Genomic DNA, 23,514 nt, shown 5'->3' on the forward strand with positions numbered 1-23,514 from the left:
CGGCCCTTCAGGCTGGCGAGGCCGTTGCGTCGGCCTGCGCCTGCAGGCGGACGAGCAGCGCGTCGAGCTGCTGGCGCTCGATGGCGCTCAAACCGGCCATCAGCGCATGGTTGATCTCGGCCACCTTGGAAAACAGCTCTCCCGCGATCCGGCGGCCTTCCGCGGTCAACGACACATGCACCTCGCGCCGGTCGGACGGCCTGGGCTGTCGCTGGATCAGGGCTTTTTCGTCCAGCCGGGTCAGCGTGCGTGAGGTGCGCGCGCGGTCCAGCATGGCGTGATCGGCCAGCTCGCTGGAGAGCGCGCCTTCGTGCGCCGACAAAAACGACAACACCCGCCATTCGCGCCGGGTGAGGCCGTATTCGCGCTCACACAGGCGGATCACGCGCGCGCCCGCCGTGGCCTGCAGGCGGTAGAGTCGGTACAGCAGCAGGTCAGCTATTTGCTGCGGCTGGCTGAGGCGATCGGCGGGTGTTGGGCACATGCGGGCGGGTGGGCTGGGAGCGGGAAAACACCCAGATCAATTGATTTCTGCAATTGATTGTGAATGTTTAGCATGGGTTCCCCACTTGGGGAAAGCCTGCATGCAAGCACCGCATGGCGCGTCGGCCATGCCTGCTTTTCCCGGATTTGCCACCGACCATCGGAGACCCACCATGATGTTTCGCCGCACCCTGCTCGCCGCCGCCCTGGCCTCCCTCAGCGCCATCGCAAGCCTGCCCGCCGCCGCCCAGGCCCTGCAAGGCAACCTGCGCCTGGTCGTGCCCTACGCGCCGGGCGGCTCGTCCGATCGCGTGGCCCGCATCGTGGCCGAAAAGCTCACGCCCAAACTGGGTGTGCCGGTGATCGTGGAGAACAAGGCCGGCGCCGGCGGGCGGCTCGCTGCGCAACAGCTGCGCAGCACACCGGCCGACCAGAACGTGCTGATGCTGGCCAATCCCGCCATCATGGTCGTGGCGCCGCTGATCTACCAGGATGTCGGCTACGACCCCGAAAAAGACTACCAGCCGGTCTCGCACGTGAGCCAGTACGAGTTTGCGGTGGCGGTCAGCAGCGCAGTGCCGGTGCGCGAACTCAACCACCTGCTGGCGTGGCTGCGGGCCAACCCGGAGAAGGCCAATTTCGGCGTGCCCGCCACCGGCAGCCTGCCGCACTTTTTTGCGCTGATGGTGGCCGAGCAGGCCAACGTGAAAGGCCAGGTGGTGGGATACCGGGGCTCGGGCCCGCTGCTCAACGATTTGCTCGGCGGTCAGATCCCCGTCGCCTTCGACACGCTGGACACCTTGCTGCCGCAGCAGGACGGCGGCAAGCTGCGCATCCTGGCGTCATCGGGCAAGCAGCGCTCGCCGTTTGCACCCAACACGCCCACCTTCAACGAAGCCGGCCTGAAACTGGCCGCCGATGGATGGAACGCGTTTTTTGCACCGGCCGCCATGCCGGCCGCGCGCGTGGCCCAGTTGTCGGCCGCCATTGCCGAGGTGATGAAGGACCCTGAAACGCAACGCCGCTTCACCGAAGCCAAGCTCGACCCGGTCTCCAGCACCGCCGCACAGACCCGCGCCATGCTCACCGCCTACCGCGCCCAGTGGGCGCCGGTGGTGCAGAAGTCAGGCTTCAAGCCCTGAACATGCCGGCGGCCATGCATCGCCCCAACATCCTCTTCATCGTCTCCGACGACCTGGGCTTTGCCGACCTGGGGTGCTACGGCGCGCGGCCGCGACCTGAAGGGCCGGTGTCGCCCCACATCGACGCGCTGGCCGCCGGCGGTCTTCGGCTGACCGAGGGCTATGCCAACTCGCCCGTGTGCTCGCCCACGCGGTTTGCGCTCATGACCATGCGCTACCAGTACCGCTTGCGCGGTGCGCTGGAAGAGCCCATCAACAGCCGCAGCAAGGGCAGCGATACGCTGGGTCTGCCGCCCGAGATCCCGACGCTGCCGTCCCTGCTGCAAGGCGCGGGTTACCACACCGCGCTGATCGGCAAGTGGCACCTGGGCTACCCGCCACACTTCGGTCCGCAGCGCTCGGGCTACGACACGTTCTTCGGCATCATGGCCGGCGGCGTGGACTACTTCACCCATTGCTCCTCCGCCGGCGACCACGACCTCTACATCGGTGAAGAGACGCACAAGGAAGTGGGCTACCTGACCGATGTGTTCTCGAAGCGCGCGGTCGACCATGTGCACCAGCGCGCGGCCGATGCGAGAGCGGGCCAGCCTTTTTTCCTCAGCCTGCACTACACGGCACCACACTGGCCCTGGGAAACGCGCGACGACGCCCACATCGCGCCCGAGGTGGCGAAAAACCTGTTTCACCTCGACGGCGGCAACCTGCACAGCTACCGCAAGATGATCCACCACATGGACGAAGGCATCGGCTGGATCGTGGACGCGCTGCGCAGCGAATCCCTGCTGGAAAACACGCTGATCGTTTTCACCAGCGATAACGGCGGTGAGCGCTTCTCCGACAACTGGCCGCTGGTGGGCGGCAAGATGGACCTGACCGAGGGCGGTATCCGGGTGCCCTGGATCGCGCACTGGCCCGCGGTCATCCCCGGCGGTGGCGTCAGCGCCCAGCACTGCATGACCATGGACTGGTCAACCACCCTGCTGGCCGAAGGGGGTGGTCAGCCCCACCCGGACTACCCGCTGGATGGCGTGTCGCTCAGCGCCTTGCTGCGCGACCCAGCCCACCACTTCGAACGCCCGCTGCACTGGCGCATGAACCACCGCGGCCAGCGCGCGCTGCGCGAGGGCGAATGGAAGTACCTGATGGTCGACGGGCACGAATACCTGTTCAACATCCCGGCCGACGAGCGCGAGCGCGCCAACCTCGCGCGGCGCGAGCCCGAGTGCCTGGCAGCCATGCGCGAGCGCTGGCTCGCCTGGGATGCCACCATGCCGCCCATTCCCGAGGACGCAACGGTCAGTCTGGGCTATGGCGTGAAAGACATGCCGCAGCGCTGACCACGTTACCCGGCTGGCACTTGCCGGATACCGAGCACGCCACCCTTGATGTGCAGGTCGCGCTGCGGGAACGGGAACTCGATGCCCTCGGCGTTGAAGCGTTCGTAGATGGCGTAGTTGAGCTGGCTGATCAGCTTACCCTTGCGGTCGACCATGGTGGCCGACCAGACCATGAGCTCAAAGGCCACGCCGTCGTCGCCAAAGGCCTGGAGCCAGACGTTGGGCTCGGGTTCGTCCAGCACGTCGGGATCGGCGTGGGCCACTTCCAGCAACACGCGCTTGACGAGTTGCGCGTCGGTGCCATAGGCCACACTTACTGGCACGTGAAAGCGCACGTTGTCGTCGTTGTATTTCCAGTTGATCACGTCTTCGGTGATGAACTTGGAGTTGGGCACGATGACGGCAATGTTGTCGTTGTCGAGCACCGTAGTGCTGCGCGCTCCGATGTCTACCACGTTGCCCGCCACGCCGCCGACGACGATGCGGTCGCCGATCTTCACCGGCCGCTCAAACATGATGATGAGTCCGGCGATGAAGTTGCTCACCACGTTCTGCAGGCCAAAGCCCACGCCGATACCGATGGCACCGGCCATCACGTTGAAGGTGGTGAGGTCGATGCCCACCGTCTGCACGATGGCCAGCAGGCCGACCAGCAGCACGGTGTAGCGCACCACCGCCGCCACCGCCATACGCGCGCCCGGGTCGAGCCGGTTGCGCAACACCGGTCCTTCGCTGAGCCAGCGTTGCAGCCGTTTGCTGGCCCAGAACAGCAGCAGGACCAGCACCACCAGCGCCGCCAGCGATCCAGCGCTGATGCGGAAATCGGTGGTCTGGATGATGGGCCAGGCCATGGCGCCTTGCAGCCAGGTCCAGGTGTTTTCAAGGGTGTTCATCTGGATGCCTCACAACAACCACAAGGAGGCCAGGCCGAGGAACGCGAAAAAGCCCACCACATCGGTCACCGTGGTGAGGATCACGCCACCCGCAAGCACCGGGTCGATACCCAGGCGGTGCAGCAGCAACGGGATGCCCAGGCCGGCCAGCGCCGCGGTCAGCAGGTTGATGAGAATGGCGGTGCCGATGATGCCGCCGAGCATGGCGCTGCCAAACCAGAGGTACACCAGCACGCCGATCACCAGCGCCCAGAGCACGCCGTTGATGGCCGAGATGCCCATTTCGCGGTTGAACAGCAGACGCAGATTGCCCGCCTGCACCTGGCCCAGCGCCAGGCCACGGATGACGAGCGTGAGCGTCTGGCTGCCGGCGATGCCGCCCATGCTGGCCACGATGGGCATGAGCACGGCCAGCGCCACCAGCTGCTCCAGCGTGGCCTCGAAGCGGCTGATGACGGCGGCGGCCAGCAGCGCGGTGATCAGGTTCACGCCCAGCCACAGCGCACGGCTGCGCGAGCCGGCGATGATGGGGCCAAACATGTCGGCCTCCTGGTTCAGGCCGGCCATCTGCATCACGGTGCGGTCGGCGTCTTCGCGGATCAGGTCGACCACGTCGTCGCCCGTGATGCGGCCCACCAGCCGCCCATGGGCGTCGATCACCGGTGCCGAGAGCAGGTCGAACTCGCCAAACAGACGGCCAACCTCGACCGCCGGCAGGTCGACCGGAATGGCTTTCACATCGGTGTGCATCAGGTCGGCGACGCGCGTTTCGGTGTTGGCGGTGAACAGCGCGATCAGGTCCAGGCCACCCTCATACCGGCCCTCGCGGTCGACCACCATGATCATGTCGGTCTGCGGCGGCAGCGCTTCGAGCAGGCGCAGGTAGCGCAGCACCGTGCCCACGCGCACATCGGCGCGCACCTCGATGGTGTCGGCGTTCATCAAGCCGCCAGCGCTGTCTTCGTCGTACGACAGCAGCGCGTCGAGCTGCTGGCGGCGCCGGCCTGTGGTGGCCGTCAGCAGTTGTGCGCCGAACTCGCTGGGCAGGTGCTGGATCAGGTCGACCAGATCGTCCAGCGGCAACTGTTGCACCGAGGCGGCGAGTTCGCCGGGCTCCAGCTCGGCCGCCAGCGCGGCGCAGATCTCTTCGTGCAGGTAGGTCAGCACGCGACCGGCGCGGTCGGTCTCGACCATGCTCCAGACCGCGCGGCGCTCGTCGCGCGGCAGGGCCTCCAAAAGGCCGGCCACCTTGGCCGGATGGGTGCGGTTGAGCAGCTTGCCCACGCGCTTGAGCCGGCCTTCGGCCAGCGCTTCGCGCACCGCCTGCAGATGGCCCTGGGTGGATTCCTCGTCTGCGCCCGCTGCAGCGGCATCGGCCGGATCGGGTGAATCCTCGCCATCGAGCGCACGCAGTTGCTGGCGCGGCTGCGCGCGCAGGTGCGGCAGGATGCGCTCGGCCAGCGCCGCATCCACCTGCTGCCAAAGCGCGTCTCGCCGCTCGTGGTCCAGGCGCTCGATCAGGGCGGCGATCTTGGCCGGGTGCAGGCCAGCCATGAGCTTGCGCACGCGCTTGTTGCGGCCCTGGTCGAGGGCTTCGACGATGCGGTCGCTGTCGGTCACCGCCCGCGCGCCCTGGGTAGGAGGATGGTTCACAGCGGCCACACCCACAACAGCAACGGCACGCTGATGGTCACCACGACCACCTCCAGCACCAGACCCATGCGCCAGTAGTCACCAAACCGGAAGCCTCCGGGCCCGAGGATGAGCGTGTTGTTCTGGTGGCCGATCGGGGTTAGGAAAGCACACGACGCGCCGATGGCCACCGCCATCAGGAAGGCGTCGGCGCTCACACCGAGCGCGGCCGCGGTGCCGATGGCGATCGGACACATCACGGCGGCAGTGGCGGCGTTGTTGATCAGGTCCGAGAGGAACATGGTGACCAGCAACACCAGCACCAGCGCGCCCACCGGACTGCCCTGCGCCACGCTCTCCAGCAACACGCGCGCAATCAGGTCTGCGGTGCCGGTGGTCTCCATCACCGAGGCCACCGGGATCAGCGCACCCAGCAGCATGATGACCGGCCAGTCGATGGCGTCGTACACCGAGCGCAGCGGCACGGTGCGCAGCGCCATCGAGGCGAGCACGCCGAGCGCGAACGCGATCGCCGTGGGCAACAGCGCCAACGCCGCCGCTGCGACCGAGCCGACCATGATGGCGCTGGCGATCCAGGCCTTGCGCACGCTGGGCATCTGCAAGGCGCGCGGCGCCAGAGGCACGCAGCCCATGTCGGCGGCGAAGTCGTTGATGGCATCGGGCGGACCCTGCATCAACAACAGATCTCCGGGCTTGAGCGCCATCAGCCGCAGGCGATTGAGCGCTCGCGTGCCATGGCGCGAGACCGCCAGCAGGTTCAGACCAAAGCGGCTGCGCAGCTGGATGTCGGTGGCGGAGCGGCCTTCCAGCATAGAGCCCGGGCGCACGGCGAGTTCCATCAGCACGATGTCGCGCGAGGCGGGGTCGTCCTTGTCTTTTTCTTTCTCCTTAGCGCTGTCCTGCTCGCTGTCTCGGTCCTCCTGGCCGTCCTTGTCAGCATGAAACTGCTGCAAGGCTTCAGCGTCTTTTCGCGCCGGCTGCGCCTTCGGGGCGCCGCCATTGGTTTCATCGGTCTTTCCATCCTCGCCCTCTTCGGCGTGCTCTGGCGGGCGCACCGCTTCTTCCAGCTTGAGCCCAAGTTCAGTGAGCAGCTTGGACAGCGACTCGGCCTCGGCCTCCAGCACCAGAATGTCGCCCTCGCGCAAGCGCCGACCCGGGTTCGGCGCGATCACGCGCATGTGGTCGCGCGCCATGCCCACCACCTGTGCGCCTGCCTCGTCGAGCACCGGGTCGAGTTCGCGCAAGGTCTTGCCCACCGACTTGCTCTCGGCGACGACCCGCGCTTCGGTCAGGTACGCGCCGGTCTCGAAGCCCTCCAGCCCCGCTTCCTTGCGCACCGGCACCAGACGCCAGCCGATCAGCGCCACGAAGGCGACGCCGGCCACGGCCACGGCCAGGCCCACCGGCGTGAAGTCGAACATGGCAAAGCTGCCGGACCCGCTCTGGGCCCGAAACGCCGAGACGATGAGGTTGGGCGGGGTGCCGATCAGCGTCGTCATGCCGCCCAGGATGGTGCCGAAGGCCAGCGGCATCAGCACCTGACCAGGCGCGATGTCCAGCCGGCGTGCAAGCTGGATCGCCAGCGGCATCAGAAGCGCCATGGCGCCCACGTTGTTCATGAAGCCCGAGAGCAGCGCGCCCAGCCCCACCAGCGCCAGCAGGCTGAAGGTGGTGCCGGCATCCTTGGGCAGCGCGTGGCGCGCCAGCACATCGACCGCCCCCGAGAGCTGCAACCCGCGGCTGAGCACCAGCACACACGCCACCGACACCACCGCGGGATGACCCAGACCCAGAAACGCCTCACTCGCCGGCAGCAGGCCCGTGACCACGCAGGCCAGCAAGGCGCCGATCGCCACCATGTCGTGCCGCCAGCGTCCCCAGAGAAACATCCCGACCGTAACGGCCAGGATGGTCAGAATGAGGAGCTGATCGTTCTGCATGAGGCGCGCAAGGCGAGAGGTCGTCGTCGACCGTTGGGGGTGTTGCGCCGCGACGGCGTGGCAGGCGTGCCTGTGAGCTTGCCACAAACGAGCAGGAACAGACGCGAACGACCGCGCGCTCAGCGCCTGCGCTGGCTGGCCTGCCGGACTTCACGCAACAGCGCGGCGAACGATTGCTGGTTGTCCGAGGCATTGCGCATCGGCTTGTCCAGCATCTCCGTCAACTGCTCGAGGCCCGCTTCATCGGCGCGCATGTAAAGCTGCCCCACTTTTTCGGCCACGGCGCGGTAGCTGTTGTCGATCTCGGTGATGCGCCGTGCCATCTCGTTCAACAGATCGAGATCCCGACTGTCGAATTCGCGAGCGTGATGGGGGCTGGCCTTGGTCACCACCAGCGGACCGCTCCTCCCAGCAGCGGGTTGCGGTGAGGTCGTGCGTGGGGGCTTCTGAGGTGTCGCCATCAGCCCTGGTCCAGCTTGATCAGCGGCTTGTGGTCCACCTGCGCCTGCTCCATCTTGTTGATGCGCTCGTGCAGCCGGCGGAACTCGATCAGCAGCGTCTGTTGCAGCCCGTCCAGCCGCGAGCCTTCGGCCTTCTCGGCCAAGGCCTTGGCGTCGCGCAGTTCCTTGTGCAACCGACGCGTTTCCATCAGACCGGTGATGCGGCTGTACAGCGTGGCGATGAAAAACAGGGCGACAAAGATGCCCGTCAGGCTGAGCAGGATCAGACCCATGGGCGCCTGGATGTCGGCAACCAACAGGTTGATGCGGGTATCGGCCAACAAGGCCGACCAGTTCAGGCCGGCAAACAGCACCGTGACGGCGACGGCACCCCAGGCCAGCCAATGGCTGATGCGTTCCATGAAAACTCCCAGATGGTGAACAGATGAACCCATGATAGAACTTCATCCTTGATAATCCAATGACTCAATAGTCAATGAAGATTTTCAGATTTGAAAACCCCGGTTCCTGACCATGCCCCAGGCGCACGCATCCCTGCGCCCGCCGCGCACAAGCTGCTGGCCTGGAGCGACTTCGAGATCGTGCTGGTGGTGGCCCAGGTGGGCCAGCTGTCGCGCGCGGCCGAAGCGCTGGCGATGTCCCACGTGACCCTGCTGCGCAAACTCGCGTCGATCGAAACGCGCCTCAAGGCACGCCTGTTTGACCGGGCGCGCGGCCACTACACGCCCACCGCGGCGGGCGATGAGCTGATCACCGCGGCGCGCAGCATGGCCCCGCTGGCGCGCCAGGCCGAGATGAAGGTGATCGGCCAGGACCTGCGGCCCAGCGGGCCCGTGCGCATCACCGCGGCGGGCGTGCTCGTGGGGCATGCAATGCCGCCGGTGTTGCGACAGTTCGCGACCTCGTTTCCCGAGGTCACGCTGGAGCTGCTGGCTACCCGTGACCTGGTGAGCCTGACGCGGCGCGAGGCCGACGTGGCCTTTCGCATCAGCGACCGCGTGCCCGACTGGCTGGTCGGCCGCCAGCTCGCCCTGCTGGACTTCAAGATCTATGGCCTTCGGCACGACGGTCTCAAGCCAAAACTGCAGACCCACCAGGCGCTGGCCAGACAAAAGCGCTGGATAGCGTTCGAGAGCGATGCGCGCGAGCTCAAGTTCGACCGCTGGCTGCTCGACCACGTGCCCGACAGCTCGGTGAGCCTGCGCGTTGACAGCTTCGAGCATGCGCTGGCCATGTTGCGCGCCGATCTGGGCATTGCGCTCTTGCCCGCCTTTCTGGAAAACAGCTGCCCCGAGCTGCAGCCGCTCTCAGCCGCCATTCCCGAGCTGCGCACGCCGCTGTGGGTGATCACCCACAAAGAGCTGAGCCAGACCATGCGCATCAAGGTGGTCATGCAGGCCATCGGACCTGCGCTGGCCCACGCGGTGAAGGTGCCAGCGGGCAAGTCCCAAGGCCTGACCGCTCACGGTTAGCATCGCCTCATGTCCCGATCCGATCGCCTGCAGCGCTGGTTGCCTTTCCTGAGCTGGCCCCGACCTGACCTTCCGCTGCTGCGCAACGAGGCCATGGCCGGTGTGACGGTCGGTCTGATGGTGGTGCCGCAGGGCATTGCCTACGCCAGTCTGGCCGGCATGCCGCTGATCACCGGCATCTACGCGTCGATGCTGCCAGCGCTGATCGCGGTGCTGTTCAGTGCCTCGCCGCGTCTTTCGATCGGCCCCACTGCGCTGACCTGCCTGCTGGTGAGTGCCTCGCTCACTGGGCTCGCCGAGCCGGGCAGCGCGCGCTGGATCGAACTGGCGATGTGGCTGGCGCTCCTCTCCGGGCTGTTGCAGATCGCGCTGGGCTACCTGCGCTCGGGCTGGCTGCTGAGCCTGGTGAACGCGCCGGTGCTCATGGCCTTCACCCAGGGCGCGGCGCTGCTCATCATCGGCTCCCAGCTGCCCGCGCTGCTCGGCCTGTCAGGTGGCTGGGCCGGCTTCATCGCACAACCCAGCATCCACGCGCCAACCCTGGCGTTTGGCCTGGGCGCCACCGCCGCCCTGCTGCTGGCGCGCCTGCTGCCCAAGGGCTTTCCCATGGTGCTGGTGCTGGTGGTGGCGAGTTCCGCGCTCAGCGCGCTGATCGGCTTCGAGGCGGGGGGTGGCGCCGTCATTGGCGACCTGCCGCAAGGCCTGCCTGGCCTGGTGCTGCCCGCCTGGCCAGGCTGGGACACGCTGGGCCAGCTGATCCTGCCCACGCTGCTGATCACGCTGGTGAGTTTTCTGGAAACCGCTTCCAGTGCACGGGTGGACAGTCGAGACCGGGGCCAGCGCTGGGACCGAGAACAGGATTTGATCGGCCACGGTCTGGGCAAGATCGCAGCCGGCCTGAGCGGCGCCTTCCCCACCAGCACCTCGTTTTCCCGTTCGGCACTCAACCGCTTCGCTGGCGCGCGCACCGGCTGGTCGGTGGTGTTTTCGGTCGCAGTGGTGGGACTGGCATTGATGTTCACGCCTGCGCTGCACCACGTGCCGATGGCGGTGCTGGCGGCGATCGTGGTGGCGGCTGTGCAGGGCCTGATCGCACCGCGCGACTTTGTGCGGGTGTGGAAGGTCTCGCGGGTGGAGGCCGGCATCGCCGTGGTCACGCTGGCGGTGACCGTGCTCTCGGCGCCGCGCCTGTACTGGGGCGTGCTCACCGGCGTCGTCATGGCGCTCAGCCACTTTCTGTACATGCGGCTGCACCCGCGCATCATCGAAGTCGGCCTGCACCCGGATGGCAGCCTGCGCGACCGCCACCTGTGGAACCTGCCACCACTCGGTCCCCACACCTACGCCTTGCGCATGGACGCCGCGCTCGATTTCGCGACCGCCAACGACCTGGAACGCACCATCACACTGCACATCGTGCGCCACCCCGACACCCGACACGTGATGCTGATCGCCCACCCCATCAACTGGATCGACGCCACCGGCGTCGAAGTCTTCGGCACCTTGCGCAACCAACTGCTGGCGCAAGGCATCACCCTGCACCTGGTCGGGCTCAAGCTGCCTGTCGAGCGGCTGCTCAAGGCGGCCGGGCATCTGGCAGAGGACCCTCGGCTGCGGCTGTACCGGACCGAGGCCGAGGCCCTGCAAGCGGCATGGGAAGAGCCCCTGGATGCCTCCGGTGCCAAGCCCGAAACGGCGCCCTCCACTTCACCAGCCTGAGCTGCCGGGGTCTCCCTTGAACGGCCCGACCAGTTCGGGCGTGACCCAGCCGCCGTAGAAGCCACCGGGCTGCGGCGCGACCGGCTCACCACCCACGCTGCAGTCCAGCCCCTGGGCGTAGAAAGCCACGCAGTCGGCGATCGCTTCTGCGCCGGCCAAGGGTTCGGGGTAGCTCCATCCGATGCGCTCCAGGCGCTGCTCGCCTCGTACCAGCGACCAGTAGTGCGCTGGCCCCTTCCATTCGCAGAATGAACCACCTCCAGCGGGCTGCAGGCGCGAGCGGTCCACATCGGCCCAGGGCAGGTAGAAACACGGCGGATGCGCCGTTTCGAGCAGGCGGATGGCGCGGCGCGTGCGCGCCAGCAGCACACCGTTCCAGTGCACCACCACTTCGCGCGCATCGGCCTCCAGGGCCGGCGGGCGTGGGAAGTCCCACACGGATACCTGTCCCGGTCCAGGCACATCGGCAAACGGTGGCCGGGCCTGGCCGCGCCAGACCCACTGGCTGCGGGCGCGGGAGATGGCTTGTGCTGAGGGGTTCATGGTGTTTTCTTTCCCGATGGCACAGGCGAGCTGCGCGGACGATGCCTGTTGCAAACTCTTCGCATGGTGCCTCGGATCAAAGATTTGCTCAGGACTGAGCGCCAAAGTCCCGGTTGCGGCGGTCTGGTACCCACGGACTCAGCCGCGAATGCGCCCGCTGCGCCCTCGGTACCAGGCTCGCTTCCAGTGCATCAGGCGGTGATCGCCGACAAACCACCCGAGCCGCTCGCGCTGTCGACCGGTAGCCGGCTTCACCGGGCGAAGCGCACGCAGATAGCTCCCGAACCAGGCGCCCGGCGCTCTGGCCTGCTTTCAGAACCGGCTCGCGCTCGCCAACTCAGCCGGTGGCTCCAACGAAGGCAAGCACGCTGCGTGTGGCTTCACAGCCCGGCCGGCCGGCTCGGGATGGCGGTGCTGTAGAGCAGGTCCACCGTTTCGCCATCGGGCACCTGCAGTTGCACCGTCATGCGGCGAAAGGCCCACCGAAGGTCGATTGCGCCGGGCAGCGCGTCTTGTCGGGCCTTGGTGCTGATGGGCAGGCCGTAGCGCGCGCGCAGCGAGGCGCTGAGCTCCTGCGCCAGCGCGCGGGTGCGTTCGCGCGAGCCCGGTCGGGCCACGAGGTGGATGCGCTGCAGGCGCTCGGCCTCAAACAGAAACGTGACCGCGAAGTTTTCGCCCGCAATGGGATAGCTGGGAATTTCCAGCAGCGCGCCAGCCTCACGGCCGCGGCGCTCGGGGGTGGTGGGCTGCGCTTCGGCGATCAGCGTCTGTACCTGGGTCGGGCTGGCGTTCATCGGGACGCCGCGCCACAGGGTCTGAGCGGAAGTGGCGAACGTGGCCCCAAACAGGGCAAGACAGATCAACAGTTGCTTCATGGTGAGAGTGTGACGCACGCAAGCCGCGCCAGGTTCCGAGTGACGCAGAGGCCCTTGTCAAGGAGCAACTCGGGCATGGCCAGCGGTGAGGTGAACGGCATTTTTTCATGTTCCAGCGGACGCGGATCAGGATCGGTTTGGACGGCTCCATTTTTCGGTTCGATACGGTCCGTGCCACACTGCAACCGCCGGCCCAAGCCGCGACATGGCCATGAAGGACCGGCTGGCGAGGAGCAAAGCCAGCGGTCCGACAAAACCGGTTGCGCAGCACTCACGGCCGCCCGGCACTGCTCGCCCCATTTCTGGAGACCTCTCATGAGCCAAGAACTCGGCCGCCTCGAAGACCTGCCGCAGGATTACCGCGACGCGCTCGCCTCGCACAACCTGGTGCCGCTGTGGCCCAGCCTGCGCGGGGTGTTGCCGCCCGACGTGCCCACGCGCCAGACCCGCGCCACGCACTGGCCCTACCAGACCATCCGCCCGCTGCTGCTCAAGGCCGGCGAGCTGACACCGATTGAAAAGGCCGAGCGCCGCGTGCTGGTGCTGGCCAACCCTGGCCACGGACTGGACAAGATGCAGGCCAGCGCGGCCATCTACCTCGGCATGCAGCTGCTGCTGCCCGGCGAGTGGGCACCCAGCCACCGCCACACGCCCAACGCAGTGCGCATGGTGGTGGAGGGCACAGGGGCCTGGTCAACGGTGGACGGCGAGAAGTGCGAGATGGTGCGCGGCGACCTCATTCTCACGCCTACCGGCCTGTGGCACGAGCATGGCCACGACGGCGACGAGCCGGTGGTGTGGCTCGATGTGCTCGATCTGCCACTGGTGCATTACCTGGAGACCAGCTACCACGTCAACGGCGGACGCCAGACGGTGAACCCGCAGCGCGGCGAGCGGGCCTATGCGCGCGGCGGCGTCGTGCCCAGCCCGGTGTTTCAGCGCAGCAGCAAGGCCTATCCGATGCTGCGTTATCCCTGGGCCGACGCGCGCGCCGCGCTGGAGTCGCTGGCGACCGATCAGCCCGACCTGGGGGCGGTGCAGGTGACTTACACCAACCCCGAAACTGGCGCGCACTGCGAAAACATCCTGGGCTTTTACGCGCTGATGCTGCGTCCGGGCCAGACACTTGAACTGCCAGCTCGTTCACCCGCCACCGTGTTGCACCAGATTGAGGGTGGCACCGAGGTGCAGGTCGAAGCCCAGTTCTTCACACTGGTCGAAGCCGACACCTGCTGCTCGCCTGGCTACACCCCCATCACACTGAAGAACACATCGCCCGACCGGCCGGCGTTTCTGTTCATGGCTGACGAAACGCCGTTGCACCAGAAACTGGGTGTGTACGAGGTGCGTTGACCCCCCCATCGCTTGTTCGCTTCGCGTAACCGCTCCGCCCCTCAAGGAGCAACACCTGCGGCCCGGGACAGCCAGTTCCGCGGTGCTCCCGGTTTGAGGCGCTTCACGCCACTTGCACTCCGTTGTTCCCCATGGCCACCGACCTCTTCATCCCGCCCGCCGTTCAGTCCCTGCCCATCCGCGGCCAGACCGAGCGCTTCCCAATCAACCGCATCTTCTGCGTCGGCTGCAACCACCACGCTCACGCGGTCGAAATGGGCAAGCCGGTCGACAAGCGCGCCGAGCGCCCGTTCTACTTCACCAAGTCGCTAGCGACAAGGGCCGCCCCTGGGAACTGGGCAAAGACATCGAGCAGGGATCGGTGTGCTCAGAGATCGTGCCGATGCCCGGTGTGGTGATCGACAGCGGCGCCATCGCGCTCCAAGTGAACGGCGCCACCAAACAGAATTCCGACGTCGACAAGCTGATCTGGAACAACCGCGAAATCATCGTGGACCTGTCATTGTTCTACCGCCTGCAACCTGGCGACCTGGTCTACGCCGGCACGCCCGAGGGTGTGGGGTCCGTGGTCAGCGGCGACACGATCACCGGGCGGGTGGAAGGGGCGGCGGAGGTGGCTTTGAACGTAGGATCGGTGGAGTGACGGCAAACTAAGTGCGTATTCCGAGCAGGAGCATCTTCGCGTACTAAGCCGCGATGCCAAAACTGCCTTTCAATTTGCGCGTCATTTCAGCACCCCACAGCACTTCTTGTATTTCTTACCACTGCCGCACTGACAAGCCTCATTCCGGCCCTGCTTGCGTCCGGACGGTGAAGGTTGCATCTGGCTTGGATTCGGAGGCTGTTCGTTGGTCACTTGCTGAACAATCTGCGTCACATTGACGATGGTTTGAGATGGCGGCTTTTCAGGAGACTGGGTGTATAGAGAAACTGCAGCTATGACCACGCCAAGAAATCCGTAAAGTTCGCTCTTATTCGTGGGCAAGAGTTTGGCAAGGGTCGAGAGAGACGGAAGCTCCTTTTCAATCCGCGCGGTGACTTCCTCTTTATCTTCACCCTTGCGGCGCGCCTCTTGAAGAATTTTCGCCAGCCCTATCAGCTCAGAGACTGTCCTCTCGGGTGCTGAAAGAATCTCAATCGTGTTGCCAATGAAATTGAAAACACCATCTGGCACATGACCCATGCCACCACAGCGTGGGCAGGGTCCCGCCTTGTTTCCTGAGAGCGAAATGTGCATGGAATCTTCGACAAAAATCCCAGAGCTGAAGACGGTCCCACAGGTGTCGCAAAAAGCAGGTACAGCAGGCATATCAGTTCTCTTCAGTTGTACAGACTTGTTGGAATCGCTACATGCGAATTCGCGCTAGTCACGCAACACCCCGCCGCGCCATCATGTCAGCCCCCATCGCCTGCAGCGCCTCCCCCCGGATGACCGAGCGCGCCGCCGGATACACCACATTGTCCTCATCCAGCAAATGCCGCCGATACAGCGCGTCGTAGGCGTCGAAGCGTTGTCCATCTTCCGCCGGGAACCCCGCCCAGTCGTCGCCCGCTCCCACCAGTGCCGCCAGCGCGGAACGCACCCGCGCCCACATCACCGCCATCTCCCGGTGGTCCTGCTTGAGGCGGATCACCACCGCCACGACGGCCGGGTCGCGCTGCGCGAGCAGGGGCGGGAAGACGTGGCGTTCTTCGTCTTCGTGGTGGTGCGGGCCGGCCTGGTCGAAGTAGCGCATCACGTCGCGCGCGGCGTCGCGGGCCTGGGTGTCGGCGCCGTGGGTCTGAACGTGTTCGCGGATCTTGCCGAGCAGTCGCAGCATGCGCTCGACTCGTTCGTGGCAGGCGTCGAGCATCTCGAACGGGGCCTCGAAACCCACGCCGGGCGCGCTGTGGCCGGGCAGGCCGATGGTGACCTTGGTGCTGCTCACCGGGTGTCTTCCGCGCCCAGCACGCTCACATAGTCGGCCACGGTCGGGCGCAGGTGCGCCGTGCCGTGTGACAGCGCGGTGCCGATGCTGACGAAACACACGGCCTGCTCGCTTGTGCGCAATCCAAAGAAGCGGTGCAACACCGCCGAGCGCACCGACTGCCCGGCGGTGAGGGCCGAGCCGTAGCCCATGGCGGTGGCCATGAGCAGAACGTTCTGCGCCGCGCAACCGGCCGAGACGAGCCGCTCGGCCAGGCCGATTTCGGCATCGCCTTTCTCCGCGTCCACCACCAGCAGGACCAGGAACGGCGAGCGGAAGCCTTTTTCGCGTGCCTTGGCCACGTCATGTGGAGCGGCCATCGGGTCGCGTTCCAGCAGGGCCTGGGCAAACACTTCGGCCAGCGCCTCGCGCCGGTCGGCGGGCACGGTGATGAAGCGCCAGGGCAGAAGGCAGCGGTGGTCGGGCGCACTGGCGGCTGCGGCCAGGATGGTCTGCAACTGCGCCGCGTCGGGCCCGGGATCGCCAAGCCGGAACGGCAGCACGGTGCGCCGCGCGGCCATCAGCTCGGCGGCCAGCGCCGCCCAGTCGGTCGACACCGCAGGATCAGCCACAGCTGCCCAGGTGGCCGCAGGAGGTGCAGTAGTCGCAGCCGTCCTTGCGGATCATGGCGTGCGCGCCGCATTCGGGGCACTTCTTGCCGGCCATCACCGCACTGGGCGCGGCCATTCCGGGCAGCTCAGGCGCCGAGGGCGAGCCGGGCAGGTGCGGCGCGCTCACGGCGGCGATGTCGCTGCCCTGGTTGCGCCGGGCGATGATGTTCTGCAGCGCGAAAGCGATGGCCGCGACCTCCGAGTCGTGCCACATCGGCACGTGGGTGCCGTCGGCCTTCTGGTAGGTGCCCAGGCGCACCGGGCCGCGGTCCCACGCCACCTTGCGCATGTCGCTCAAGGCCCGGCCCAGGAAACCGCCACGTGCGGCGAGCGAGAGCATGCGCATGGTGGAGGTGATCCACTGTTGCGACTCGCCGCTCTGGCCCACGGGCATGAAGAACTCGATGGCGCGCTCGGCCGTGCCTACGCCGTCGGCAGCGGGCACCGGCAGGAACGAGACCACGATGTACAGCGTCTTGTGGCCTTCCTGAGTCCAGTACTCGATCTTGTCGGCCACGGCCGACAGCGCACCCTTGGGCCGGCTCTCGATCACGGTGCGCATCGGGTCCACCGGCGCGGTCACCGCGGAAGCGGGCTGGGCGGTGGCGTCGGTTGCGGCACTGCCAGTGTCGAGCACCGAGCCCAGGATGTTGTTGGGCCGGTAGGTCGCCATGCCCTTGAGGTTGGCTTTCCAGGCCTTCTGGTACAGGTTCTTGAAGTCGTCAAACGGGTAGTCGGCGGCGACGTTCACCGTCTTGGAAATAGCCGTGTCCACGAAGGGCTGCACCGCTTGCATCATGGCGATGTGTTCGCCTGCACTCATGGCCAGTGCGTTGACGAAGTAGTCGGGCAGCTGGTCCACGTTGCCGCCGAGCTCGCGGTAGAGGCGCCAGGCGTGGTCTTCCACCGCGTATTCGCTGGTGCTGCCGTCGGATTCGCGCTTCTTGCGGCGGTACATCCAGGAGAACGGCGGCTCGATGCCGTTGGACGCGTTGTCGGCAAAGGCCAGGCTCACCGTGCCGGTGGGCGCGATGGAGAGCAGGTGGCTGTTGCGGATGCCGTGCTGCCGGATGGCGGCCTGGATGTCGGCCGGCAGGCGGCTGGCAAAGGTGCCGGGGGCCAGGTAACCGTCGGCGTCGAACTTGGGAAAGCGGCCTTTCTCTTGGGCCAGTTCGATGGACGCGAGGTAGGCGGCATTGCGCATGCGCTCGGCGATCTGCGCGGCGGCCACGCGGCCCTCTTCGCGGTCGTAGCGCACGCAGAGCATGGCCAAGGTGTTGCCCATGCCGGTGAAGCCCACGCCGATGCGGCGCTTGGCGGCCGACTCTTCGCGTTGCTGCGGCAGCGGCCAGAAAGTCACGTCGAGCACGTTGTCGAGCGCGCGCACCTGCGTGGCCACGGCGGCTTCAAAGGCGTCGAAATCGAAGCTCGGCACGCCGCCGAAGCCGAAGGGATTGCGCACGAAGCGGGTGAGGATGATCGGGCCGAGATCGCAGCAGCCGTAGGGCGGCAAGGGCTGTTCGCCGCAGTTGTGCACCACCAGGCCGTTGGCATCAAAAGCATGCACATCGGCCACGGTCACGTCGTAGACCATTTCTTCGCCTTCGGGCAACAGCGATTCGACGGTGGCGGTGAAGCGCTCGCCATTGAGGTTGCGCTTGTAGCCGCCCAGTGCATGAACGAGGCGCTCGGCTTTGTCGGTGTCTTCAAAACCGACGCGCTCGGCGTACACCCGCAGGTTGTCACCGCTGATGACGAGCTCGTGCTGTGCCTGGGTGGCGTAGTCGGCGCGTCCGCCCTGGCCGTCAGGCAGTAAAGCCACGGACGCCGGGCGGCGATCGCGGTACAGCGTGGACACGATCCCCAGGCGCTGCAGCATGCGCTGCACGGTCTCCAGCAGGGTGGCGTCGCTCTGCGACAGGCGCACGCTCACGCCTTTGTCTTGTGAGCCCTGTACCGAGCCATCGGCATCAAACAGACCGCAGAGCAGGCCTTCGGCAAAGTCGGACGACTGTTGCTCCATGGCGGGCGTGATGGTTTTGTGACCCGGCGCCATTCCGAGCGCTAAGGCCAGATCGCGCAATGCAGCGCTGGCCAGGCGGGCTTCGCCTCGGCCAGCGATCGGGCGCTGGAAGCCCTTGAAATCGGCGCGGTGCGGCAGCGTGGCCGCAGCGGCTTCGGCCGCGTGCACGATGCCGGCGGCGCCGGTGCGAGCATAGGCCACCGTATCGCTGCCCACGGCGCGCAACTCGGGCGCCCAGACCGAGAGCACGGCCTTCTCGGCCTTGAGCGTGCCGTCGCCGATCAGCAGGCCGAGCAGATAGCCTTCGGCCTGCGTGCCCTCGCCAGCCCAGCCTTGCAGCGCGCGGTGGTTGTTGAGAACGATCTCGTCTCCGGGCTGCAGCCGTTCGGCGGGCGTCCAGTCCAGCTCCATGCTGTAGCGGGTCTTGCGAGCGACGCGGCGCACGCGGTGGTCGGCCGTCAGGCGCAGGCGGTGGCCTTCGCGGGTTCGCAGCTGGAACACCGGCTTGATGCCGGTTGCGAAGAAACCGTCGCTCTCCAGCGCGTGGCTGCGACCGTCCACCACCGCTTTGAAATCGCGACCGATCAGATCGACCACCTGGCGCGCACCGTCCTCGGTCATGACCCAGGTGTCGGCGGTGACACAGGGGTTCGTCGCCGAAATCGTCTCGCAGTAGTGCAGGTTGTTGTCGGAGCCGATCTTGTCCAGGAACAAGATGCCCGGCTCGGCGAAGTCGTAGGCCGACTTCATGATGGTGTCCCACAGCTCGCGAGCGGCCAGGGTCTGGTAGACCCAAAGGCCGTCGGCGCGCTGGTAGGCGCCTTTGGCCAGCAGCTTCTGGCCGGGGCGTGCCTTGTGCACCAGCTCCCAGGGCTGGTCGCGGGCCACCGCCTCCATGAAGGCGTCGCTCACGCCGACCGACACGTTGAAGTTGTTCCAGCGCCCGGGCGTGCGCTTGGCGGTGATGAACTCCATCACGTCCGGGTGGTCGATGCGCAGCACACCCATCTGCGCACCACGGCGCGCGCCCGCACTCTCCACGGTGGAACACGACTGGTCGAACACGTTGATGTAGCTGCACGGCCCTGAGGCCATGGAGTGCGTGCCCTTGACCTCGGCGCCCTTGGGCCGGATGCGCGAAAAGTCGTAACCCACGCCGCCGCCGCGGCGCATGGTTTCGGCCGCTTCGCGCAGCGCTTCATAGATGCCGGGGTAACCGTCGGCATCCACGCCCTGGATGGCGTCGCCCACCGGCTGCACGAAGCAGTTGATCAGCGTGGCCTGGATGTCGGTGCCGGCGGCACTCATGATGCGCCCGGCACCGATGGCGCCCGCGTGCAGGTTGGAGAGAAACTTCTGTTCCCACTCAGCGCGCAGGCCCTCCGTTTCCACGCTGGCCAAGGCGCGCGCCACCCGGCGGTAGATGTCCTCGACGCCGCTTTCGCCGGGCTTGAGGTACTTTTCGGCCAGCACATCCTGGCTGATCGGCTGGGTCTGTGTGAGGTCTTGCGCGCGGGGGCTGGGGTCGCGTTTCATGGGGGGCTTTCGGGAAGAGGAAGAAGCGGTGTCGGGGGTCGGGCGCGCGCAGTCGGCTGCCGAACTCAGCAGACTACATCATGGTCTTTTCGCCCATTGAAACCATCACCATCCGTCGGCGCCTCAACCTCGCTTGAGCGAGGCAGGGCGCGGCATTCAAGGCCACAGACCGCTCGTCGCCGGGGCCATGCAGGCGGTCAAACCAGGTGTTGGCCTCCAGGATCACACCTTCCAGCCCGGCATGCCCGGCCAGCAGCAGCCTGTACTGCCGCGTCGCGGCGCTTCTCAACCGCAACGTCAGTCGCGCATGGGATCTTCAGCGGCCAACTGAACCACACAGAAACAGGTGCGCTCGCTGCCCAGTTAGGGCTGAACGCAGATCCACTTTAGGCAGTGCGACTCAGCAGCTGCTTGAGCTCACCCGAATCGATCAAGGCTTGCAGCTCGTGCGCACCGCCCACCAGCGTGCCTTTGACAAACACCATGGGGAAGGTCGGCCAGCCGCTCCACATCTTGAGCGCGTTACGTCGGCGCCAGGTGTTGAAGTAGTTGCCGTATTCCAGGTACTGGTGCGGCTGCGATTGCGTGTCGAGGAGCTGGCGCGCCTTCTTGCACACCGGGTTCTGGCCCATGCCCACCACCACCACGTCGTGCTTGGCCACCGCCGCCATGACCTCTTGGACGATGTCTCGGTGGTGCTCAGTCACCCGAGCGCGAATGGCCGGGTGGATCTGGGCTTCGTCGAGGATGGGACGGGTCATGGGGTCACTTGAAACGGTTGGACGTGATGCAGGCGCGTCAGCTAGCTAGGCCGTGCGGTCGATCAAACCAGCGCAGGTTCGCGCATTGCCGCCGCCGCGATGTCCAGCGAGCGCAGGCGCAGCGCCGGGTCGAACACGTCGCTCACGATCATGAATTCGTCGGCTTGCGTCACCTCGGCGAGCTGGGCAAAGCCCGCACTCACCGTCTCGGGGCCGCCGATGACGGCGCAGGCAAGGAAATCGGCGATGGCGGCCTGGGCCTGCGGGTCGAGCCGGTCCATGAAGCCCTCGACCGGCGCCGGGAGTTGCCCGCGCCGTCCGGTGAGGATGCCCAGCACGCGCTGGTAGGTGCTGCTGGCGAGGTACTGCGCCTCATCGTCGGTGGGTGCGCCGATGAAGGGCACACCGACGATGGCATAGGGCTTGTCCAGCACGGCTGAGGGACGGAAGTTCTGCCGGTACATCTGCAAAGCCTGCAGCAGGTAGCGCGGTGCGAAGTGGGACGCGAACGCATAGGGCAGGCCGCGCTCGGCGGCGAGCTGGGCCGAAAAAAGGCTGGAACCGAGCAACCAGATCGGTACGTGCGTGCCAGCGCCCGGCATGGCCACCACTTTTGCGCCCGGCTGCGACTCGCCCAACAGGCGCTGCAGCTCGGCCACGTCGCGCGGGAAATCCTGCTCGGTCTCGGGCCGATCGCGGCGCAGGGCGCGCATGGTCAAAGGATCGGTGCCGGGCGCGCGGCCCAGGCCGAGGTCGATGCGATTCGGGTACAGCTCGGCCAGCGTGCCGAAGGCCTCGGCCACCACCAGCGGCGCGTGGTTGGGCAGCATCACGCCGCCAGAGCCGACGCGGATGCGCTGCGTGCCACCCGCGATGTGGCCCACCAGCACGGCGGTGGCCGAGCTGGCAATGCCACTCATGTTGTGGTGCTCGGCCAGCCAGTAGCGCTGGAATCCCAGGCGCTCTGCGTGCTGCGCCGTGCGCAGGGCGATGGCAAGCGCGTCGGCCACGGTGCCGCCTTCGCGCACCGCGACCAGGTCGAGCATGGACAGGCGGATGTCGTGCAGGGTTTTCATGCTGCCCATTGTCGGCCTTTGTGTGCTGGCCTGCTGACACGCAGGGGATGTGCTTTCGGTCGCCAGGTCTGTGCGCTGGGCCATGGTCACGCGTGACGGACTTCGCTAAGCTGCGTGTTTACACACTTTGTGCACCCTGATCTCATGACCACACTCTTCGACCCGCTTCAAACGGGCTCCCTTGCCCTGCCCAACCGCATCGTCATGGCACCGCTCACGCGCAACCGCGCGCCCGGCGCCATCCCCACGCCGCTGATGGCCACCTACTATGCCCAGCGCGCCACCGCCGGCCTGCTGATCACTGAGGCCACCGCCATCACGCACCAGGCCCAGGGCTATGCCGATGTGCCCGGCCTCTACGGCACCGAGCAGCTCGACGGCTGGAAGCGCGTGACGAAAGCCGTGCACGACGTGGGCGGCCGCATCGTGGTGCAGCTCTGGCATGTGGGCCGCGTGTCGCACACCGACCTGCAGCCGGATTTCGGCAAGCCGGTCGCGCCTTCCGCCATCCGCGCCAACACCAAGACCGTGCTGATCAAGGATGGCGTGCCCACCTTCGTCGACACCTCTGAACCGCGCGCGCTGAAGGCCGAGGAAATTCCCGGCATCGTGCAGAACTACCGCCACGCCGCAGAAAACGCCATCTCTGCGGGTTTTGACGGCGTGGAAATTCATGCCGCCAACGGCTACCTGATCGACCAGTTCCTCAAGACCGGCAGCAATCAGCGCACCGACGACTACGGCGGCAGCATCGCCAACCGCGCACGCCTGCTGCTGGAGGTGACACGCGCCATTGCTGAGGACATCGGTGGCGACCGCACGGGCATCCGCCTGTCGCCGGTCACGCCCGCCAACGACGTGATCGACGACGACCCGCAGGCCTTGTTTGAGTATGTGTTGCGCGAGCTCGCGCCGCTCAAGCTGGCCTATGTGCATGTGATCGAGGGCGCCACGGGTGGCCCGCGCGAACTGCCCGATCGTCCCTTCGACTACACCGCCGCCAAAGCGGCCTACCGCGCTGCCGGCGGCCAGGGCGCCTGGATGGTCAACAACGGCTACGACCTCGCGCTGGCCAACCAGGCCCTGAGCGCCGACGCCGACCTGGTGGCCTTCGGCAAGCCCTACATCGCCAACCCCGACCTGGTGGCGCGCCTGAAAGCCGGCGGCCCGTTCAATGCACCGGACAAGTCCACGTTTTATGGTGGGGGTGAAAAGGGGTACACGGACTACCCGGCGCTGGCGGGGTGACTGTCCCACGGCGCCCATGGGCGACCAATGATGTCTGAAGCAAGGTGTGAACCAGCTTGCACAGTCTTCAGGCTCAAATCACGCTTGCAAGTGCCGCACTGAGTGGTTCTGCCTAGAAGTACATCACTTCAACAGCAGGGCCACTCTGGCAGTGGAAACTCTCTGCAAAAGAGATGACCTCTTCGACGGATTCGTGAGGGTGTGCGGTCGTCGTGATGGGGTGCGAGGCCTCTCCATCGCTGCCAATGCATAGCCAATCCAGAGCGTCTTCCCAGGCTTCGGCATCGACGCCGACCACGCAAAACAGCTCGATCTTGCGCTCAATCAGTTGTCGCAGCAGTGATTCGCCCAGACCCTGCGAATAAGCAGCCCCCGTTACCAGCACCTCCTTTCGAGCGTGCATGGTGGCCGAGCTTGG

21 protein-coding genes and 1 pseudogene are annotated in these 23,514 nt (G+C 66.5%); 7 read left to right on the forward strand and 15 right to left on the reverse strand.

Features of this window, described 5'->3' with window-relative positions; all coding sequences use genetic code 11:
- Nucleotides 1-7 precede the first annotated feature (7 nt).
- A complete protein-coding gene (locus QUV25_RS04710; RefSeq protein WP_300861697.1) occupies nt 8-484 on the reverse strand; it encodes a MarR family transcriptional regulator in 477 nt (158 codons plus the stop codon).
- Between the two features lie 175 nt (nt 485-659).
- On the opposite strand from QUV25_RS04710, the gene QUV25_RS04715 reads away from it, so the two are divergent.
- Together QUV25_RS04715 and QUV25_RS04720 are read left to right on the forward strand one after the other, a co-directional pair.
- The gene (locus tag QUV25_RS04715; protein ID WP_300862042.1) at nt 660-1,625 is read left to right on the forward strand and encodes a tripartite tricarboxylate transporter substrate-binding protein; all 966 of its coding nucleotides are present in this window, start codon (nt 660-662) and stop codon (nt 1,623-1,625) included.
- 14 nt (nt 1,626-1,639) lie between these two features.
- Entirely contained in the window at nt 1,640-2,965 is a 1,326-nt protein-coding gene (locus tag QUV25_RS04720; RefSeq protein WP_300861699.1) for a sulfatase-like hydrolase/transferase, read from the forward strand.
- A 5-nt stretch (nt 2,966-2,970) separates the two neighbouring features.
- On the opposite strand, the gene QUV25_RS04725 is transcribed toward QUV25_RS04720, so the two are convergent.
- The 5 genes from QUV25_RS04725 to QUV25_RS04745 all read right to left on the reverse strand — a co-directional run bounded on the left by QUV25_RS04725 (nt 2,971) and on the right by QUV25_RS04745 (nt 8,313).
- Nucleotides 2,971-3,858, reverse strand: coding sequence for a mechanosensitive ion channel domain-containing protein (locus tag QUV25_RS04725; RefSeq protein WP_300861700.1), 888 nt, complete (start codon nt 3,856-3,858; stop codon nt 2,971-2,973).
- Between the two features lie 9 nt (nt 3,859-3,867).
- Nucleotides 3,868-5,511, reverse strand: a complete 1,644-nt coding sequence (mgtE, locus tag QUV25_RS04730; RefSeq protein ID WP_300861702.1) for a magnesium transporter — start codon at nt 5,509-5,511, stop codon at nt 3,868-3,870.
- Nucleotides 5,508-7,451, reverse strand: coding sequence for an SLC13 family permease (locus tag QUV25_RS04735; RefSeq protein WP_300861703.1), 1,944 nt, complete (start codon nt 7,449-7,451; stop codon nt 5,508-5,510). Before QUV25_RS04735 ends, mgtE begins: the two co-directional genes overlap by 4 nt.
- A gap of 119 nt (nt 7,452-7,570) precedes the next feature.
- Complete coding sequence (locus QUV25_RS04740; protein WP_300861704.1) at nt 7,571-7,840, reverse strand: hypothetical protein; 270 nt, start codon at nt 7,838-7,840, stop codon at nt 7,571-7,573.
- Nucleotides 7,841-7,911: 71 nt separating this feature from the next.
- Nucleotides 7,912-8,313 (reverse strand): LapA family protein, encoded by a 402-nt coding sequence (locus QUV25_RS04745; protein ID WP_300861706.1) that lies wholly within the window; start codon nt 8,311-8,313, stop codon nt 7,912-7,914.
- A gap of 90 nt (nt 8,314-8,403) precedes the next feature.
- On the opposite strand from QUV25_RS04745, the gene QUV25_RS04750 reads away from it, so the two are divergent.
- Both QUV25_RS04750 and QUV25_RS04755 read left to right on the forward strand, forming a co-directional pair.
- Nucleotides 8,404-9,384 carry a LysR family transcriptional regulator gene (locus QUV25_RS04750; RefSeq protein ID WP_300861707.1) on the forward strand — a complete coding sequence of 327 codons (981 nt, stop codon included), beginning with the start codon at nt 8,404-8,406 and terminating at the stop codon, nt 9,382-9,384.
- 9 nt (nt 9,385-9,393) lie between these two features.
- Entirely contained in the window at nt 9,394-11,103 is a 1,710-nt protein-coding gene (locus QUV25_RS04755; protein WP_300861709.1) for a SulP family inorganic anion transporter, read from the forward strand.
- Here QUV25_RS04755 and QUV25_RS04760 read toward each other — a convergent pair.
- Both QUV25_RS04760 and QUV25_RS04765 read right to left on the reverse strand, forming a co-directional pair.
- The gene (locus QUV25_RS04760; RefSeq protein ID WP_300861710.1) at nt 11,092-11,646 is read right to left on the reverse strand and encodes a DUF427 domain-containing protein; all 555 of its coding nucleotides are present in this window, start codon (nt 11,644-11,646) and stop codon (nt 11,092-11,094) included. The genes QUV25_RS04755 and QUV25_RS04760 overlap by 12 nt on opposite strands.
- Nucleotides 11,647-12,026: 380 nt before the next feature.
- Complete coding sequence (locus QUV25_RS04765; protein ID WP_300861711.1) at nt 12,027-12,521, reverse strand: hypothetical protein; 495 nt, start codon at nt 12,519-12,521, stop codon at nt 12,027-12,029.
- Between the two features lie 315 nt (nt 12,522-12,836).
- Between QUV25_RS04765 and QUV25_RS04770 the strand changes: the two genes are divergently transcribed.
- The gene (locus QUV25_RS04770; protein ID WP_300861712.1) at nt 12,837-13,874 is read left to right on the forward strand and encodes a cupin domain-containing protein; all 1,038 of its coding nucleotides are present in this window, start codon (nt 12,837-12,839) and stop codon (nt 13,872-13,874) included.
- Nucleotides 13,875-14,005: 131 nt separating this feature from the next.
- Nucleotides 14,006-14,517, forward strand: a pseudogene (locus QUV25_RS04775) (fumarylacetoacetate hydrolase family protein).
- A gap of 81 nt (nt 14,518-14,598) precedes the next feature.
- On the opposite strand, the gene QUV25_RS04780 reads toward QUV25_RS04775, so the two are convergent.
- The 6 genes from QUV25_RS04780 to QUV25_RS04805 all read right to left on the reverse strand — a co-directional run bounded on the left by QUV25_RS04780 (nt 14,599) and on the right by QUV25_RS04805 (nt 21,848).
- Nucleotides 14,599-15,183, reverse strand: coding sequence for an SEC-C metal-binding domain-containing protein (locus QUV25_RS04780; protein ID WP_300861713.1), 585 nt, complete (start codon nt 15,181-15,183; stop codon nt 14,599-14,601).
- 58 nt (nt 15,184-15,241) lie between these two features.
- Nucleotides 15,242-15,802 (reverse strand): hemerythrin domain-containing protein, encoded by a 561-nt coding sequence (locus tag QUV25_RS04785; protein WP_366945632.1) that lies wholly within the window; start codon nt 15,800-15,802, stop codon nt 15,242-15,244.
- Nucleotides 15,799-16,362: a nitroreductase gene (locus QUV25_RS04790; RefSeq protein ID WP_300862047.1), complete on the reverse strand. Its 564-nt coding sequence runs from the start codon at nt 16,360-16,362 to the stop codon at nt 15,799-15,801. Before QUV25_RS04790 ends, QUV25_RS04785 begins: the two co-directional genes overlap by 4 nt.
- Before the next feature lie 43 nt (nt 16,363-16,405).
- Nucleotides 16,406-20,011, reverse strand: coding sequence for an LAGLIDADG family homing endonuclease (locus QUV25_RS04795; protein ID WP_300861715.1), 3,606 nt, complete (start codon nt 20,009-20,011; stop codon nt 16,406-16,408).
- A 386-nt stretch (nt 20,012-20,397) separates the two neighbouring features.
- Nucleotides 20,398-20,772, reverse strand: coding sequence for a glutaredoxin domain-containing protein (locus tag QUV25_RS04800; RefSeq protein ID WP_300861717.1), 375 nt, complete (start codon nt 20,770-20,772; stop codon nt 20,398-20,400).
- Between the two features lie 62 nt (nt 20,773-20,834).
- The gene (locus QUV25_RS04805; RefSeq protein WP_300861720.1) at nt 20,835-21,848 is read right to left on the reverse strand and encodes an LLM class flavin-dependent oxidoreductase; all 1,014 of its coding nucleotides are present in this window, start codon (nt 21,846-21,848) and stop codon (nt 20,835-20,837) included.
- Between the two features lie 144 nt (nt 21,849-21,992).
- On the opposite strand from QUV25_RS04805, the gene QUV25_RS04810 reads away from it, so the two are divergent.
- Nucleotides 21,993-23,096: an alkene reductase gene (locus tag QUV25_RS04810; RefSeq protein WP_300861722.1), complete on the forward strand. Its 1,104-nt coding sequence runs from the start codon at nt 21,993-21,995 to the stop codon at nt 23,094-23,096.
- A gap of 112 nt (nt 23,097-23,208) precedes the next feature.
- Here the strand turns inward: QUV25_RS04810 and QUV25_RS04815 are convergent, their stop codons facing one another.
- Nucleotides 23,209-23,499 (reverse strand): hypothetical protein, encoded by a 291-nt coding sequence (locus tag QUV25_RS04815; protein ID WP_300861724.1) that lies wholly within the window; start codon nt 23,497-23,499, stop codon nt 23,209-23,211.
- Nucleotides 23,500-23,514: the final 15 nt, after the last annotated feature.

The sequence above is a fragment of the Hydrogenophaga sp. genome, from assembly GCF_030373245.1.
Taxonomy (GTDB): Bacteria; Pseudomonadota; Gammaproteobacteria; order Burkholderiales; family Burkholderiaceae_C; genus Hydrogenophaga.